Source organism: Mitsuokella sp. AF33-22, from assembly GCF_003475755.1.
In the GTDB taxonomy this organism is placed as follows: Bacteria; Bacillota; Negativicutes; order Selenomonadales; family Selenomonadaceae; genus Mitsuokella.
On record NZ_QRQA01000003.1, the window covers coordinates 42,965 to 59,794 of the forward strand.

Below are 16,830 nucleotides of genomic sequence, written 5' to 3' on the forward strand. Positions count from 1 at the left end.
GCCTATGCGGCAGTTAACCGATGACGGCGTAGGCGGCGGCGTCACGGACATTTCTAAGCTGCCTATGCGGCAGTTAACAATTGAAAGACCTGCTCGCGGAGATTGGCGAATTTCTAAGCTGCCTATGCGGCAGTTAACGACCTCCGTCTTTGTGATGCGCTGCCGGTATCTTTCTAAGCTGCCTATGCGGCAGTTAACTAGTTGTTATTGTATACGGTCGTTGCCGTATCTTTCTAAGCTGCCTATGCGGCAGTTAACAAACAAATAGTTATAGAACAGATTATTGCGGTTTTCTAAGCTGCCTATGCGGCAGTTAACCAGGCTAAACTTGTCCCGGAAAACATTAAAGCTTTCTAAGCTGCCTATGCGGCAGTTAACGGAAATCACAAAGGATGACGTATATATCGTATTTTCTAAGCTGCCTATGCGGCAGTTAACAATCAAGCGCTGGAAAGCCGTTTGTTGAGTGATTTCTAAGCTGCCTATGCGGCAGTTAACTCACGAAGTTGCATTGTATTATAAAGCATGGTTTTCTAAGCTGCCTATGCGGCAGTTAACGATGATTAGCGAAGCTATCACGAAGTGATAAATTTCTAAGCTGCCTATGCGGCAGTTAACGCCCAGAATTGCCCCGCATCTCTTTTTCTACTTTTCTAAGCTGCCTATGCGGCAGTTAACTATTTTATATAGTAACGTGGTCGCAAAAGTAATTTCTAAGCTGCCTATGCGGCAGTTAACTACGGCAGACAAAAATCCGAACCCTATAGTAATTTCTAAGCTGCCTATGCGGCAGTTAACGGGACAATAGGAACAGTAGCCGGAAATCAGTTTTTCTAAGCTGCCTATGCGGCAGTTAACGACAGTACGCGAATATCTTTTGTGCAGACGATTTTCTAAGCTGCCTATGCGGCAGTTAACTTAGTGCAATCCTTGTATTCCTCAAAATTATTTTTCTAAGCTGCCTATGCGGCAGTTAACTTCCACGGCGGGCGAACCCTTGTCAATGAGATTTTCTAAGCTGCCTATGCGGCAGTTAACCGCAAGTACGGGATCCGTTGTGGCCATAGCAATTTCTAAGCTGCCTATGCGGCAGTTAACAAATCCATCTATCACGGGTGGAGCAAAGATGCTTTTCTAAGCTGCCTATGCGGCAGTTAACGTAACGGTTGTTTATCGCCACCACGCGCTGTATTTCTAAGCTGCCTATGCGGCAGTTAACCTTCGTGAAAGCGCCATTCGTTGTAACGATATTTTCTAAGCTGCCTATGCGGCAGTTAACATGACGCAAGACATGACACAGGATGACAGCGCTTTCTAAGCTGCCTATGCGGCAGTTAACATAAATCCAATCGCCATTCTCTGCTCTGTCCGTTTTCTAAGCTGCCTATGCGGCAGTTAACAGTAATATCCTGCGTGAATACCCTTATTCTGACTAAGCTCGCAGTTATTTACCCTTATTTAACCAAAATTTTAGGTCCTTGTCAAAACCCTTGATTTACAAGGCCTGCCAGCAACGGAAAATTTTTAGGTCAAAAGTCAGGCACCGATGTTTCAGTACTGAACCCATATGCAGAAAATCCCTTGAAGGGCTGCTCAACTGCTTCTTTTTTTTGGATGAACAGGCTGAAGCGATGATGGTTGGTCATACTATCCAATTGAATATATGGATATCGGGTTTTATTGATAGGTGCCGGAAAAAGCTTTTGCGCTTCTTCTATCGAAATACCATGGCGCTTTGCATAACGTCTGGCTTTCCGCATAACAGTGGCTTCTGGCTGATATCGCCCGTACGTCACGAAGCCTTTGCAGGCCCTGACGGGGACTGGACGGATGGTCTTTATTTTCACATAATCTGGTGTAAAGCGCTTCAATGCCTCAGTCAGATTCAAATGCTGCAAATCGGATTCTTCTGGAGCAAGCAAACGAAGTTGACGGCCGAGTGTCGGCTGCTCATCGGAATACTTGGGAAAAGCTACTCCACATCGGATAATTCCCTGTTCATCCTTGCTGTTGACTAATGCCAAATGAATCTGACGGTAGACTTTAGACCAAAGGAAAGAAGCGGATATGTCTTCTGTCGGCTGTAATATAACATCTTGGAAGAACCACATGCCAATCATTCCTTTCCGCTTGCGCCAAATACTCCGCCACGAATCAGCATAGCCATTACGTAATGTGCAGCTTCCGGGCTATCAAAATCAGCACCTAGTGAATATTTATCAAATAGCGTATAAAAATCGCATTTATCTTTGGGATTGCGGAACGCCTTGCCAAGATTCGTCACGGTACCATATGGTTCTACAGAAATCGGCCCCACACCGTCCTCCGTTTCATATGCGTTATACCAGGTATCAATTGTGCGAATCGCATTGCCAAGTTTCTGTGAATGCATTGCCGCCGTGCTGTTCACTTCATACAAGACTTTGCTCTTCTTGCCTTTCCCTTTGTCAAGGATAAGTTCTTCGCTTGGATAAACTTCCTGTCCCTTGCCAATCTTGGCAAAAGCCGTAATTTCCAACAGCAGGTACGGAATCTTGCCAGCCAATGCCGATTCAATCTGTTCTGCTAATGCTTCGACCGTTGCATCACTGTTGTCAAAGTCCTGCAGAGAATAATCGTACGAATGGAACAGCCACTGCTTATCGGCGGCTTTTACCTGTACTTCCAGGTCTTCGGCACCGACGCGATTCCGCCAGAGGAAGCGCGCATTCGCAAGATTCAGCGCATACCGTTTAGCTAACTCACGAAAACCATACTGCTCCACATAGCGATGTCCCATCTCCAGGATCTTTGCTTTATGTTCCGCAACATTACAAGCTGCGGGAATAGCTGCTCCCGGCAGGATTTTCATCGTAAACGTGACCTTCAGCGTATCCTGATTCATTGACAACGATGCCGCATCAACAGTCTGCAGATTAGGTTTCTCTACTTCGGCATTGAGCTTTGCAGGGTCATTGGCCACAGCTGCCTTCAAGCGGTTGGAAATCGTACCCCGGACGGATTTCTCGCGCAGAGGAAGGGAAGTCGCTTTACCCTGACGATCATCCCAGGTCGTCCCATACATCAAACCATCTGAGAGAACGATTTTTTTCTCAAAAGATAATACTGTTGCTAAGCCCTTCGCACTTGACTTTGCCATAATTAATCCTCTCCTTCATTTGATTCATTCACACAGACATATAAATCTTTATCCTTATCATAATGATAATGCCACATCATGTCATCAATACAATCAAACCGATGGGCCATCTTGAACTCGCCGAGTGTCAGCACGGGTTCTGCAAAGTGATGTAATGTGCTCGCATCACGCTGATTCGCAACATGTCCGAGTGGTGTCAGCCCTTTGAATCCCGTGACGATGGGTACCAGCCAGCCTTTTTCTTTGCGTGGCTGTAAATGCCATGAATCCTGTTCATCATCGTATTCATAGTGCAAAGCCAGCAAGTCCAGCATCACCTGCAGGATATCCTGTTGATTGAGTTCTTCCTGCTTCCGTTTCAGTAACTGACGACGCTCTACCAGGACATATCCTGGCATGAGGCTGCGAACCGCACGGCGCACATCTTTCTCATTTTCTTCATCCACCAAGAGGAGTCTGGAATTTCGTGTCGAAATTGATTCCACAGGGTCCTGTATTGGCGAAAAATCAAGGATATCTCCACCTGCAATCTTCATTCCCATCAAAGCCGCTGTCGTCTTCTCAGTGAAAGTCGAGAAGCTGCTCGGCGCTAATCCATCTACCTCCATAAGGAGGGATACGGTCAAGTGGACTCTTGCTTCTTCGATAAACGGAGGCCGCTCAAAGGAAGCACCTTTTTTTCGCAAGGGATTCGCGGTGATAATCACCGAGTTCACATAGTCGCCTGGTCCCTTATAGGTCTGCAGATTAAAATCATGGCAGGATACAGCCAATTTCGTCAAACGGATATCAGACAGCGCTTCATGCTGCCGAAGCTTTCTTTCAAGCGCATGCATGGCACCCAGCCACGCCGTCATGGCGGGAAAACCAATCGTGAGAGGACTGCTGAATGCATTTGCATTGTGGATTTTGACATGCCGCAGCAGCAAATACTTTTTCGTTCTATTCATCCTTCTCTCACCTCCTGCTTCAGGACATCCTCCATCGTCGATGCAAAGGCATGCATCTCCACGTCAGAAAGCGAAATCTCTTGTAGCTTCTCATAACAACAGAATTTTTTGTAAGCATTGACGAGCCAGCGGGCAAAGTCCAAGCAGACCGGCCAAATCCAATCCGTATCGACCTGACGCTGACTCCCGTAGGCTGCATCCAGCCAAACCGCCTGCTCATCGGACAGCTCTGTATCCTTGCTCCAATCAGCAGGAAGAGTCTGCAAGTGATTTGCTTCGTACAGGACAGCTTCGACAAAGTCCAGGATAATATCTTCACGGCGCTCCCGCATCTCAAGATTATGGCGCTGGTCTCGAAACAGTGTATCGAGATTGGACAGCATGTCATTAAATCTGCGCCAGTAAAGCGAATCGGAAAAGAAATTCCTTTGGGGTAAGCGTTTCTTGCGTCCACTGAGTATAGGTGGTTGAGAGGGCAAAATATCTATCCCAAGAGATGTATTGCGACAGCTCATGTTCTGCGGCTGTGATCCTCCGAATGCAGCACGTGTAATATTAGGGAATATGCAATGTGATTCTCCGTAATTTTCCGACTTTTTATCACGGCATCTTCTCTGAAAACGGGATGCAGCCTCAATCCTATCCGTTAAAGAAAACATCATCGACACAGGCGATAGAACCGTCAACAGATGATAAGCATCTTCACCTGTCGGAAAATACACTTGCCGCAAACGAGTGTCTGTCTGTTGCGGCAATTCCTGTGGCTGAATCTCAAGGATCTTCTCTCTCAGCGGTTCATACGCAATTCCCAGAGATTCAATCTCTTTGCGGATGAATGCTGCATCTTCGCGAAAATATTGCCATGCTGTCTTTGCAGTAAGGTCTGCCTTTTGCTCTTCTGCTGTTTCCTTTTGAGAAAACTTTCCTACCAGGAATGAAGCAAAGGCCATATAAGCAGCTCCGCCTTGTACAACCAAATCATCTTCGGTTGTTATGTCAGCTGTTGTCAAATATCCTTGCCCAACAGGCTGACTATTATCGTGTATGCTGATTGCAACATCCGGATTGGTATAGCGAGCAATATGTGATACAGCCCTACAGCGTTCCAGGTTCTGTAGATTGCTTTGTATCCACTCAGCCGGGGTCTGTTTCTTCTTTACCGCTTTATCGGCAATGTAAGTTGCTATCGATCCCATATACATCCCTCCTCATGTTTTAATTATACTCCATAAAATTACTACGGTCAATAATAGCTTGTATTCCCCCAAAAATTATCAAAGAAGCTGCCTGTGCGGCAGATAAATAACTCCAGAATATAACTACTTTCTAAGCTGCCTACACGGCAGATATTACTGATTTATTATAACAGAAACGAGCTCAACTGACTATCACTTTCTTTCCTTCACCAAGATATGAAATGCTCCCAGCTGATCATCATACCAGTATGTCCTGGCTGATTCATCTTCATAGCCTGGAAGAGTCAACTGACCATATCGCTCGGATATGCGCTGCAGAACATTTCCTTCATCTTCATCGGAATGCATTTTTCTAGCAGCTTGCGCCTGAAGAGACGCCATATAAGAGCGTGGCAACCAGAACCGCTCTCTGTAAGGATTCAGCTTCTCCTCAGGGTATGATTTCAGATTGCACATATCCCCGTAGGGTATATATTCACCCTTATCTATTTTATAGAAGCCCAACATCCCCTTCTCTGCATCGTATCGATAGCACAGGTCTTTATCAGGAACCCCTGCACGGAACGGACACAGATACTGTGGTAAGCCTGTCATCCACCAGCAAGTCTGCTGCCAGCCACCCACTTTGTCCGGTGATTTATCGTCGAGACTACGCCAATCTGCCAATCTCTGGTGTTCTAAGTCAATCAATTGAGACTGAGGACGCAGCGGCCTTGGAATTTGCACGCGAGGGATTGCATCGATATGCGCCCAATTATCGTCAGGCACTAAATCTTCCATATCATGGCTCTGCAACAGATAATGTGGAGTTTTTTCGAAACCGGGTCTACAGAAGACGACTCTCTGTCCGGGATTGGTCATCCCCTTCCAATTAAACTGCATGACGCCAATATTCGGGGCAGATATATCCTGCAGACACGGACGATGACGATGTACACGCCCTGCCAGCTGAATAATCGAGCGATAAGAAGAAGGTTCTACAATGGCCCAATCAAAATCATGGTCACGTCCAATTTCTTCTACCGGAGTGGCAATTACCAAGAAAATGCAACGCTGCTTTTGACTTTTATCCAAATGAGCACGAAGGATTGTATCTTGGAAGGCTATTCGGCCTCCCTTCTCTTGCTTGCGGCACAAAACATGATCAAGATACATTTCCTGTTCATGACGGAGCAGCAAGACCTGGCGGCTGTGATAGCACATGAGGAACACCGCTGTATCATCCGGCCAGTCAGTCGACAACAGGGAAAGTGTCATATTGACACAGGGATTGATATTGGCAAGTCGCACGAGGCCAAAGGACACTTCCTTGCCCGTTTTCTCATCAATGACATGGTGATTACTATGAAGCTGCTGGACAGCCTGTTTCATAGCCGCAACATACGATTGCCAGGACAGGTCTTTCGTTGCCTGCGGCTGGCAAGGAATTACGACAGCTTTCCGCTTCACGACCTGTGTCCGCAGCTTCTTGACGCGCTTCTCAATAAAGTTTTTATGGGCCAGCTTATACTGCTTCGGCTGTTGCAGCGGTATGGCGGAGGATGCAGAACGGAACTCATCCACCCAGACAGCAGTCATCGTTTTCGCCTGCTCTGAAAATGCATTATAGCAGCACAGGCCATCCTGATAAGCCTGATACATTCCCTGTGCCAAGTCCGGCGGAATCGTCGCAGAAGACAAAATCACATTGCGTCCGAGCATACCCGCTAAATGGACGAGACGGGCGACGGCTGTCAAATCCTCCGGTGAAAAATCGTCCACTTCATCAATGACGAGATCCGCTGACATCATCCGCAGGAAAGGCAATAGTGCCTTCCCTCCGCGCGTCACCTCTGTCGCACGGATAATCTGGTCGATTGTCGCAACCAGTACAGGCTTGAACAGGAAAGCGCCATTTTTCTTCGCCTGTGGATTCTTGCGCCCATCCAGGTAAATGTCCAGATACTTCAACTGATCGTGCGTGAAATTATCCTCGAAGGAAAGCATGTCTTCCAGGAGTTCTTCTTCTCCCGAGCCACCGATATCACAAGGCGAGCCTTTCTGTTCCAACTCTGTATTGTCATTCTCTTTCTCCTGCTGGTGCAGCGATTCGACAGCTTGGGAACCGATGATTACAGCCAATTCATCTTTCGTCAGATGCATGCGTTCCCGATATTCACTGCCTGTCTGGAGCGTCAACGAGCGCAAACCCAGTGCCAACGTATATCGCATGACCTTGCCATCTGGTGACAAAGCCTGCATCAGTTTGGCATTGGCAGTGGTCTTGCCACAGCCCGTACTTGCCATATTCAGAATAAACCAGGCCTGATCCATTCCATCCTGTTTTGCCGATTGGATTTCGCGAACAGCCTTGTCCTGCCACTGATAGGGCGACTTTGCCGGCGTAAACCGCACGGTATCGGCCACATCCATCCCGCTTGCAAAGAGGGGCAGCTGGTGCGCAATATTGACAGCTTGAGCAGCCACACGTGTTAAATGAGAAGACAATTTATCACAGAGCTTATCTCCATCTGTATTGGCATATAAAACCTTTTTCTGTTCTTCTATCGGCACATCTGTCTGATGCTTTTGAGAAGAAACAAAGTGGTCTGCCAGCATCAGGGATTCCCGCGCATATAGAAGGAGCGGGCGCAAGGCCAGGCTTGAATCCGTACAGAGATGCTGCAGCTGTGCTTTTTCCCGGAGCAGACGGGTCAGCCATTTTTTGACTGCCTTATTCCAGTCATCATCATCCAGCAGGAAGCCTTTTGAAAAAGAAAAACAGGGATCCTTCCCTGCTGGGACAACGCCTTCATACCCCCATCCAGCTTTAATCATTGAAAAAAGACTCTCCAATGACATGGGCAAATTTTCGGCGCAGATTTTGCATTCCGTCTCATTCCGCGTTACGGGCAAATGATGATGCGACAGAATCAGCCACGCCAGCATGCGCATGATTGGTGGCATCTTCGGCAATGCCTGCGCATGTTCGCTTTGCTTCTTCATCTCACTCTTTAAGGTGGTCTTTTTTAAATTGCCCTCCAAGAAGAGATGCATCCAGGCATCGTCATCCTGCGTGTCTCCACTGATTCTCGCTACGACTGCCAACAATTGGCAGGAGACCCACTCATGACGATACGGGTCTTTCTCCATCGATGATGACCGCAGTTTTTTCTGGAAGTGATCGGATGATTTACCCCAATCGTGAAAAAGTGCTGCAACAGATACCAATGCTTTGAGCAGGGATAGATATGGCCAACCACCTTCCCACTCCTTATGCAAGATATTTTTTCGTGTTGTATTGACGGGCACCAGGCCTTCTTCATTGAATTTATCACGGTTTCCCACCACCCATAGGAGCTGACTGCGATTGCGCGAGCGAATCCAGCGGCAGGACACTGCCGTGCTTTTCGTCGCGCTCCGGCGCAGGAGCGTCCTGACCTCCTGTACGCCTTCCTGTGTCATGATGGTCTGCCATGTGTCATTGCCGATTCGATCTGCAAATTGATCCAAGATACGGCGAACCGTCAACAGGGCTTTCTTTTCACTGCGACTGGTAAACAACACCATCATGATACGGTCCCTCCTTTCCCCACAATTGGCTCACGCGCTTTACTTCTTCGAACAAGAAGTCCATTACCTTGTGTTCCGTAAATTTCTGCAGGCAATACGAACGAAATTCCTGATCTCGGATGTCATCTTCGGCGCAGATAAATGCACCCGGCAGGACAATGGCATCTTTTACGAGATCGGCAACGTCGAAGACCAAGGCACCGCGCCGCGTCTTCCCGTGCATGACAGCAAAACCATGCGGTATTCCCAATACCCAGAGGGTGACTGCAGCCAGGCCATAAGCCAGGTAATTGCCGTGATTTAGGAAGATATTGGCCTTATCTCCTGCAGGAGCATCATGAAGGCGGACAAAGTCTGGCATATTGGCGTGTTCACTCGCATATTTATAAAGCGCTTTCGTAAAGATGGCCTCGCCTGCCAGCAATTGTTTGATATCCATGGCTTGCCGGATGACCCGCTGAAAGCGATGCATAGCCGACTGGATTTCATCATCATCTGCATAAAAGCCCCAGCTCTGCAAGTCGCGATCTTTCTGCCAGACCTGCTCGATAAACTGGCACCGCTTCAGCTGGAACTCCTTTGCCGCTGTTAACCGCTTATCGGCCTGAAACCAAAAGGAAAGCCATCCCTGCACATATTCCGTTGGCCGGTATTCGCTCTGAGGACTGAGCCATTCGATTTCCATTCCTGAAAGCAAGGGTGTCCCACCATTGCCGCAAAACCCAACCATGACACCCGCCATAGCTAGCATCCGCATCGCAGCTTGTGTGATGGATGTACCCGTCCCCAACAGCAGCACTGTCGTATTCGCAATCGGTATATTCCAATACTGATTTTCCCGCTTTCCCTCTGTCAGATAAAGCACACGTCCATCCTTCTGCATCACTCGGCACTTTTCCAGGTAATAGATATTTGCCCTCTTGGAATGCAGAATGACTTTTAAATTCGATGCTTCAATTTCTGATTTTGTCATGACATCACCTTCATCATAGCGTACAATCCATTAATAACGAACTACTACGATATTTATAGTATACACTAAAATGATGTGCGCTTGAAACCAACAGATAAAAATCCCCATCGATGAATATTTACATCGAGGGGGATTTGTTAGCGTGATGAAATGGATTCAGATACTGGCTCAGCCATTCAGGGCGAATTTGACGATGGCTTTCATGCCGGGTTTGAGGTCGAAGGAGAGGCCGGTCGGGATGGAAATCTTGACGATCAGGGTGTCGTCGTCGACATCGGCGTTCTCGGTGTCTGTGGTCGTCTTGGGGCTGGGGCTTCCCTGCGTGGCGTTGCCGTTCTGGGCCGTGCCGTTCTGGTTGTCAGCGCTCTGGCTGGTATCTGCCGCACTGTTGTCGGCGGCACTGGCATGATTGGCACTGCCGGTATTGGCGTTGTCGTTGATGCCGAGAGCCTGGTCGGCTTCCTGCTGGGCGGCTTTATCGGCTGCGGCTTTGTCAGCGGCCGTTTCGATGTCCTGGATGGAGCCCTGGAGCTTGTGGCCGTCGATCTCGTAGGAGGCGAACTGGCCGAGGCGGAGCTTCTGGCCCTGGTCGGCCTTGACCTTGGCTTCGACCCAGATGTCGTCGGCGTTGCCGACATTTGCAACGGTCTGGCCGGCCGTTACGACGGCACCTTCCATGATGTCGGAGGCATAGTAGACGGTGCCGGCAACCGGGGCGACGATGTCGGTCTGCTGAGCGTCCTGCTTGGCGTTGTCGAGTGCGGCCTGGGCCTGGCGGAGCTGGAGCTCGGCGTTCTGCACGGCCTTGGGGTCAGGCGGCTGCGTCGTCGTCTGGTACGTCACGGCCGGCGAGGAGGCGGCAGGAGCGCTTGAAGATGCAGCGGCCTTGGCTGCCTGGTAGTCGGCGGCGGCCTGGTCACGCTGCACGGCGCTGATGGCGCCCATCTCGAAGAGCTCGTTCATGCGCTGCATGCGGGCGGCGGCGCTCGCGACGCTTGCGGAAGAGCCGCCCGAGGAGGAGGCGGCTGGAGCCGGTGCGGCGCTCGGCACGGCGACGGTCACGGTCTGGCCCTTCTTGATCTCGTCGAGGTTGCGCTGCGAGAGCGCGACGTTCTGCTCGAGCTGCTGGATCTGGTCATCCGTGATGCTGCTCTCGATGTGCGCGATGACATCGCCGGCTTCGACGTGTTCGCCGTCCGCCACGACGAGTTCGGTGATCGTGCCGTTCGTGCGGGCCTTGGAGGCGACGAGCGAGCTGGCGACCTGCGCATCGTAAACATTGAAATACTTGTGCTGGTGCTGGTAGTAGTAGATGCCGCCGGCACAGAGCACCGCGATGATGATAAGGCCCGGCAGGCCGTATTTCATCAGGTATTGTACTTTTTTTGTGATATCAACTTCCAAGATTGAGTCCTCCACCTACAAAACCTCCCTCATAGCGAGGGAGGTTGTTGCTTCTATACGAATTCTCAGCCGAGCTGTGCCTTGATGACTTCGATGGCCTTGTCGAACGCCTTCGGCAGAGCCGCAGCGTCCTTGCCGCCGGCCTGTGCCATATCCGGGCGTCCGCCGCCGCCGCCACCGACGACTGCGGCTGCTTCCTTGATGATCTTGCCGGCATGGATGCCTTTCTTGACCACATCTTTGGAAGCCTTGACGACGAGGTTGACTTTATCCCCGTTGACGCAGGCGAGTACGACGACGCCGCTCTCGAGCTTGCCGAGCGTGAGGTCGGCGACTTCGCGCAGGCCGTCCATATTCTCGACGTTGGCCTTGCCGGCGATGACGGCGATATCACCGACATGCTGGACACCGGCCACGAGCTGCTGGGCATCGGCCTTTTCCTGCATGGCGGCGACTTCGGCGAGCTTGCCGGACATCTCTTTGTTCTCTGCCTGGAGTTTCTCGACGGCTGCGACGATATCGTCCTCGTTCGTCTTGAGCTTGCCGGCAGCCTGCGAGAGAATGGCGAGCTTGCCATTGACGTAGTCGAGTGCAGCCTGGCCCGTGATGGCCTCGATGCGGCGCACGCCCGAAGCGACGCCCGTCTCGCTGATGATCTTGAACATACCAATCTGGCCGACGTTCTTGACGTGGGAGCCGGCGCAGAGCTCCTTGGAGAAGCCCGGTACGGAGACGACGCGCACGACATCGCCGTATTTCTCGGAGAAGAGGGCCATTGCGCCCGATTTCTTGGCTTCCTCGAGGCTCATGTGCGTGATCTCAACATCCTGGCCCTTGAGGATGACCGTGTTGACGAGTTCCTCGACGTCAGCGAGCTGCTGAGCCGTGACGGGCTCGAAGTTCGTGAAGTCGAAGCGCAGGCGTTCCGGCGTGACGAGGGAACCGGCCTGATTGATCTGGTCGCCGACGACGCGCTTGAGCGCGGCCTGCAGGAGATGCGTGGCCGTGTGGTTGCGGGCCGAAGCGAGCTTCTTGACCTGGTCGACTTCAATCTTTACCGTCTCACCAACCTTGAGCTGGCCTTCTTCGACGTAGGCGACATGGTAGACCGTGCCGTCCGGCAGCTTCTTGGCGTTGACGGCCTTGATGCGGCCGAATTCGCCGATGAGCATGCCTTCGTCACCGACCTGTCCGCCGCCTTCAGCGTAGAATGGGGTCTTGTCGAGGATGATGCCGGCTTCTTCGCCGTCGGTGATCATGTCGACGAGCTTGCCGTCCTTCCAGATGGCGACGACCTTGCCCTCTTTGGCTTCGGGGTCAACCGTGAGCTTCGAGACGTCGATGCCCGAGAGGTCCGGCACGGCGACGCGCTGGTTCTCGGCACGCGCGCTGCGCGCACGCTCGCGCTGCTCGTCCATGGCCTTGTCAAAGCCTTCTTTGTCGAGGTCGAGGCCGTTCTCGTGCAGAATCTCTTCCGTGAGTTCCCACGGGAAGCCGAAGGTATCGTAGAGGCGGAAGCCGATCTCGCCCGGCAGCTGCTCCTTGCCTTCCTTCTTGAGTTCGGCAATCTCAGCGTCGAGGAGCTCCATGCCCTGGTTGAGGGTGGCCGCGAAGCGGTCTTCCTCGATGCTGATGACTTTCTTGATGTAGTCGTGCTTGGCGACGAGTTCGCCGAAGTCGCTGGCATCGCGGTAGATGTCGACGACGGCGTCAACGGCGCCCTCGAGGAATTTGCCCTTGATGCCGAGCATGCGGCCATGGCGGACGGCGCGGCGCAGGATGCGGCGCAGCACGTAGCCGCGTCCCTCGTTCGACGGCAGGATGCCGTCCATGATCATGACGGCCATGGAGCGGGCGTGGTCAGCGATGACCTTGAGGGAGATGTCCGTCTTTTCGTCCTTGCCGTATTCGACGCCGGCAACCTTGGCCGCGTATTCGATGATCGGGTACAGGAGGTCCGTCTCGAAGTTCGTCTTCTTGTTCTGGACGACGGAGGCGAGGCGCTCGAGGCCGCAGCCCGTATCGATGTTCTTATGGGCGAGATTCTTGTAGGAGCCGTCTTCCTGGCGGTCGTACTGCGTGAAGACGAGGTTCCAGATCTCGAGGTAGCGGTCGCAGTCGCAGCCGACGGCGCACGTCGGCGAGCCGCAGCCGCGCTCTTCACCGAGGTCGATGTAGATCTCGGAGTCCGGGCCGCACGGGCCAGGGCCGATTTCCCAGAAGTTGTCATCCATCTTGACGATGTGATCCTGCGGGAAGCCCGGCTGGGATTTCCAGATTTCGATGGCTTCCGTGTCGTCCGGGTATACCGTGACCCAGAGCTTGTCCTTCGGCAGCTCGATGACTTCCGTCAGGAATTCCCAGGCCCAGGGAATGGCTTCGCCCTTGAAATAATCGCCAAACGAGAAGTTGCCGAGCATTTCGAAGAACGTCTGATGGCGCGCCGTGCGGCCGACGTTCTCGATGTCGCCCGTGCGGACGCAGCGCTGGCTCGTCGTCACGCGCGTGCGGGGCGGCTTCATCTTGCCCGTGAAGAACGGCTTCAGCGGCGCCATGCCAGCACCGATCAAAAGCAGCGTCGGATCATCTTTCGGGATCAGCGAAAAGCTCGGCAGGCGCAGATGGCCTTTCTTCTCTGCAAAGAACTGCAGATAGGCTTCACGCAGATCGTTACCACTCATGTACTTCAAAAAAATCTACCCCCATAAGAGACGCCGGTTTACGCTGACACAAGCGGCCAGCATCCCGCGTGCTCTGGTTTTGTACGTTAACTAACCCTCAGTATACCACAATGCTCCCGTTCTTTTCCAGTAGTTTCCCCGAGTTCGCAAAAAACTTCCCAGCAAACGGCCAAAAAACTGCCGGGATCCGCCGGTCTGCGCATCGCATCTGCCACCTTCCGGCGTCAGCCTTCGGCTTCGGCGGCGAGCGCGGCCTGAGCCTGCTCGGAATTCATGAGGATCTCGCGCGGCTTGCTGCCCATGTTCGGGCCGACGATGTGGAGTTCCTCCATCTCGTCGATGAGCCGGGCCGCCCGCGTGTAGCCGACGCGGAAGCGGCGCTGGATGGACGAGGCCGAGGCCTGCCCCGTCGACATGACGAGGTTGACGGCATCTGGCAGGAGTTCGTCGCGCTTCGGCGCGCGGCGGCCCTTGCCCTCCTCTTTCTCTTCCTCTTCTTTCATGGCATTCTCCGTGAACGTGATGATTTCTTCGTTGGCTTCCATCTCCTGCCCCTGCGCACGGATGAAGTCGAGCAGGTGCTCGACCTCGTCGTCGCTGATGAAGGCGCCCTGCACGCGCAGCGGCTTGGCTGCACCGACCGGGTAGAAGAGCATATCGCCCTTGCCGAGGAGCTTTTCGGCGCCGCTGCGGTCGAGGATCGTGCGCGAGTCGATCTGGCTCGAGACGGCAAACGAGATGCGCGAGGGGATGTTGGCCTTGATGATGCCCGTGATGACGTCGACGGACGGGCGCTGCGTCGCAAGCACCATGTGGATGCCGGCGGCGCGGGCCTTCTGCGCGAGGCGGCAGATGGCGTCCTCGACGTCGTGCGGCGCGACCATCATGAGGTCGGCGAGCTCGTCGATGATGATGACGATGGCCGGCATCTTGTCATCGGGGAATTTATTGTTGTACGTCTCCATGTTGCGGACGTTGTGCTCGGCGAATTTCGCGTAGCGCTTCTCCATTTCCTGCACGGACCAGTTGAGCACGGAAGCGGCTTTCTTGGCTTCGGTGACGACCGGGACCATGAGGTGCGGGATGCCATTGTAGTTCGAGAGCTCGACCATCTTCGGGTCAACGAGGATGAATTTTACTTCCTCGGGCTTGGCCTTGAATAGGATGCTCGTGATGAGCGTGTTGATGCAGACGGATTTGCCGGAGCCCGTGGCGCCCGCGACGAGCAGGTGCGGCATCTTCGCAAGATCCGCGAAGATGGCCTGGCCGCCGATGTCCATGCCGAGGCCGACGGTGAGCTTCGATTTGGCCGCGAGGAATTTTTCGTTCTCGAGCACTTCGCGCAGCTGCACGCCCTCGAGCTCGGCATTCGGCACCTCGATGCCGATGGCGGCCTTGCCGGGAATCGGCTCGATGCGCACGGAGGTCGCGGCGAGGCTCAGCGCGAGGTCGTCGGCGAGATTCGTGATCTTGCTGACCTTGACGCCAGGGGCCGGCTCGAGCTCGTAGCGCGTGACGGCCGGGCCGTGGCAGGCGTTGATGATGCGGGCCTTGACGTGGAAATCCTCGAGCGTCTTCTGCAGGATGCGCGCCTTGTCCTCGATCTCGATCTCGAGTGCGGCGTTGTGCTTCTTGACATGCTTCGAAAGGATGTCGGTGACGCGCGGCAGCACGTAAGGCCGGGGTGCGGGCTGCGGCGGCGTGCCTGCCCCTGCCGCCTGCGCTCCGCCCGTGTGCGGCACGGGGCCCTTTGCTGAGCCGTCGAGCAGCGCGGCCGCCGGCATGATCGGTGCGATTTCGTCGTAAGACGGCGCTGGCACGGGGTTCTTCTTCATGGGGCTGGGCGAAGGCGGCACGAGCGGCTCGGTGTGCGGCACTTCAAAATGCGCCGCCGGATCGTCAGGGGATGCCGGCGCGAGCCCCTCGCCCGCCTGGCTGCCGCGGCCGTATTCAATTGTGAAATGCGGCGCTGCGGCCTCTTCCGCCTCCAGGGCGGGTTCTCCCGCATCCTCAGGACTAAAGGCGTCGGGGTCCGGCGTGCGCTCGGGCGTGAGCTCGGCAGGCTCGGCGCGGACCTCGGCCAGATTGTCACTGCCGTCCGCAGCATACGGCGCGGGTTCGTGCTTTTCCGCGAAATGCGGGTCCTCGTCCTGGTCGTAGAAGGAGGAACGGCGCTGCATCTTCTCGCGTACCGTTTCAGAAAGCTGCTCCTCCACGCGGCTGCCGACCTCGGCCACGCGCTCGCAGGTGTTCGAGATGGCCGAACCCGCGACGATGGCGCCCTTTTTCGCCTGCTCCTTCGTCTTGAGGAGGCCCGACGCGAGCGACCACGTCGTCGAGAGCAGGATGGCGCCGACGACGCCGGCCCCGAGGATGATGATCGTGCCGTCGACGCCGAAGAACTTGCGCAAGAGCAGCAGCAGACCGCCGCCCAACAGACCGCCGCCCTTCGGCAGGCTGTCGGGCATGATCTCCGCGCCGACGGGAATCACGAAGTGATGGTAGATGGCGAGCACGCAGACAAAGAGCGCCAGCAGGCCGAAGAAACGCGGCGTGTAGCGCGGGCCGCTGTGCTTCGTGATGTACTGCCAGGCGATGAGCAGGATCAAAAAGGCGATGACAATGGCGCCGAGGCCGAAGAAGTAGTGCAGGAATTTGGCAAAGTAGAGTCCCACGAAGCCGACGTTGAGGCCGAAGATGCCGCAGATCGACAGGAGGCCCGCGGCGAGCAGCGCGAGTCCCAGGAGCTCATAGCGCCGGCCGGTGCTTTTGGCCTTGCCGGCGCTCCCCGAGGACCGTGTGCGGCCGGACGAGCTGCCCTTGCCGCGCGTGCGCGCCGTCTTCGCGGAGCCCGCTGACTTTGTGGTCTTGCGCCGGCTGGTCGTTTTCTTAGTCAAGGAATATCACCTCATTTATGGATATGGTGCATGAATTG

The 16,830-nt window shown here is 53.7% G+C and carries 9 protein-coding genes and 1 CRISPR repeat array (1 of these 10 running past the window's edge); all 9 genes read right to left on the bottom strand.

The genetic code is table 11. The features are described from left to right. A CRISPR array of direct repeats spans window positions 1-1,400; the repeat unit is 28 nt; unit sequence TTTCTAAGCTGCCTATGCGGCAGTTAAC (it extends 2,778 nt beyond the left edge of the window). A gap of 129 nt (window positions 1,401-1,529) precedes the next feature. Continuing rightward, window positions 1,530-2,111, bottom strand: coding sequence for a type I-F CRISPR-associated endoribonuclease Cas6/Csy4 (cas6f, locus tag DWZ54_RS02485; protein WP_158573594.1), 582 nt, complete (start codon window positions 2,109-2,111; stop codon window positions 1,530-1,532). 5 nt (window positions 2,112-2,116) lie between these two features. Next, the gene (gene csy3, locus DWZ54_RS02490; RefSeq protein ID WP_118474360.1) at window positions 2,117-3,139 is read right to left on the bottom strand and encodes a type I-F CRISPR-associated protein Csy3; all 1,023 of its coding nucleotides are present in this window, start codon (window positions 3,137-3,139) and stop codon (window positions 2,117-2,119) included. 2 nt (window positions 3,140-3,141) lie between these two features. Further along, on the bottom strand, window positions 3,142-4,089 hold the full coding sequence (gene csy2, locus DWZ54_RS02495; RefSeq protein WP_118474361.1) for a type I-F CRISPR-associated protein Csy2: 948 nt from the start codon (window positions 4,087-4,089) through the stop codon (window positions 3,142-3,144). Continuing rightward, entirely contained in the window at window positions 4,086-5,285 is a 1,200-nt protein-coding gene (locus tag DWZ54_RS02500) for a type I-F CRISPR-associated protein Csy1 (protein ID WP_158573595.1), read from the bottom strand. Before DWZ54_RS02500 ends, csy2 begins: the two co-directional genes overlap by 4 nt. Before the next feature lie 192 nt (window positions 5,286-5,477). Next, window positions 5,478-8,837 (bottom strand): type I-F CRISPR-associated helicase Cas3f, encoded by a 3,360-nt coding sequence (gene cas3f, locus DWZ54_RS02505; RefSeq protein WP_118474363.1) that lies wholly within the window; start codon window positions 8,835-8,837, stop codon window positions 5,478-5,480. Continuing rightward, window positions 8,809-9,810, bottom strand: coding sequence for a type I-F CRISPR-associated endonuclease Cas1f (gene cas1f / locus DWZ54_RS02510; protein WP_118474364.1), 1,002 nt, complete (start codon window positions 9,808-9,810; stop codon window positions 8,809-8,811). Before cas1f ends, cas3f begins: the two co-directional genes overlap by 29 nt. A gap of 168 nt (window positions 9,811-9,978) precedes the next feature. After that, a complete protein-coding gene (locus DWZ54_RS02515) occupies window positions 9,979-11,214 on the bottom strand; it encodes an HlyD family secretion protein (RefSeq protein WP_118474365.1) in 1,236 nt (411 codons plus the stop codon). Between the two features lie 65 nt (window positions 11,215-11,279). Continuing rightward, window positions 11,280-13,895: an alanine--tRNA ligase gene (gene alaS / locus DWZ54_RS02520; RefSeq protein ID WP_199663197.1), complete on the bottom strand. Its 2,616-nt coding sequence runs from the start codon at window positions 13,893-13,895 to the stop codon at window positions 11,280-11,282. A gap of 224 nt (window positions 13,896-14,119) precedes the next feature. Continuing rightward, the gene (locus DWZ54_RS02525) at window positions 14,120-16,792 is read right to left on the bottom strand and encodes a DNA translocase FtsK (protein ID WP_199663180.1); all 2,673 of its coding nucleotides are present in this window, start codon (window positions 16,790-16,792) and stop codon (window positions 14,120-14,122) included. Window positions 16,793-16,830: the final 38 nt, after the last annotated feature.

Coding starts and splice junctions, on each gene's coding strand:
- cas6f (WP_158573594.1), bottom strand. CDS start 2,111: ATGTGGTTCTTCCAAGATGTTATATTACAGCCGACAGAAGACATATCC.
- csy3 (WP_118474360.1), bottom strand. CDS start 3,139: ATGGCAAAGTCAAGTGCGAAGGGCTTAGCAACAGTATTATCTTTTGAG.
- csy2 (WP_118474361.1), bottom strand. CDS start 4,089: ATGAATAGAACGAAAAAGTATTTGCTGCTGCGGCATGTCAAAATCCAC.
- DWZ54_RS02500 (WP_158573595.1), bottom strand. CDS start 5,285: ATGGGATCGATAGCAACTTACATTGCCGATAAAGCGGTAAAGAAGAAA.
- cas3f (WP_118474363.1), bottom strand. CDS start 8,837: ATGATGGTGTTGTTTACCAGTCGCAGTGAAAAGAAAGCCCTGTTGACG.
- cas1f (WP_118474364.1), bottom strand. CDS start 9,810: ATGACAAAATCAGAAATTGAAGCATCGAATTTAAAAGTCATTCTGCAT.
- alaS (WP_199663197.1), bottom strand. CDS start 13,895: ATGAGTGGTAACGATCTGCGTGAAGCCTATCTGCAGTTCTTTGCAGAG.